The 928-nt window shown below is 45.9% G+C and carries 1 protein-coding gene; it reads left to right on the top strand.

Annotated features, from left to right (window positions below; all coding sequences use genetic code 11):
* The coding region (locus QTO00_RS20220; RefSeq protein ID WP_331426344.1) for an MFS transporter at positions 1-885 on the top strand (885 nt) is incomplete at its 5' end.
* Positions 886-928 lie beyond the last annotated feature (43 nt).

Here is a 928-nt window from a genome sequence, read left to right as displayed (position 1 = left end):
GGCGCGGGCTGTTGCTATGTGGTGGCGTTTGCCATTTTACGTGACACGTTAGACGACCAAAAGCGGGCCAAGGTGCTGTCTATGCTTAATGGCATTACTTGTATGATTCCGGTCCTAGCTCCTGTGATTGGTCACCTGATTATGCTCAAGTTCCCTTGGCCAGTGCTGTTTAGTGCAATGGCGGCTATGGGGGTAGTGGTTTTAATCATTGCGACATTTGTGTTGCAAGAGTCACTATCAAAACAGACTCACGATTTTTCAGGCAGTCACATTTCTGACTCGCACGAGTCGCTGTTTAATCGCTATTTCTTGTCTCGCGTTGCGTTTACGTCTTTAGGGGTAATCGCCATTTTAACCTATGTAAACACCTCGCCTATGATAGTGATGGAACTTTTAAACTTCAGCCGAGGCGAATATTCAACGGCCATGGCTCTTTTGGCTATGGTCGGGATGTCGACATCGTTTTCTGCTCCATTGGCACTGTCATATTTTAAACAAGGCACTTTATTACTTGGCTCCCAAATTATTACGTTAACGTCGGCTATCGTCATCCTTGCGGCTCACTTGCATGGCGATAGCTCGACCCTTTACATGTTTGGTTTTGCTTTGATTAGCATGGGTTTTTCAATGGGGTTTGGTGTTGCGATGAGCCAAGCACTAAGCCCATTCTCGAAGAAAGCGGGTTTGGCGAGTTCGGTACTCGGTATCTCACAGGTGTGCGGTTCAGCTTTGTATATCTGGTTTATGGCGTGGCTTGGTGTCTCTGCGGTAAATATGTTGTTGTTCGCACTCGTTGCTGGTGGCGCAATCGGCATCACTCTAATACTATTAGTTTCAAATCAATCACGTAATGTTAGTAATGAAGAAGTCTCTTGCACGCCTTGACCTGAATTTATTGTTCACTCTGCAATTGCTACTGCAAGAACAG

Source organism: Vibrio sp. M260118 (assembly GCF_036533755.1).
Taxonomy (GTDB): domain Bacteria; phylum Pseudomonadota; class Gammaproteobacteria; order Enterobacterales; family Vibrionaceae; genus Vibrio.
Note: the sequence above shows the minus strand (reverse complement) of the source record. Positions and strands in the feature narration are given on the sequence as shown.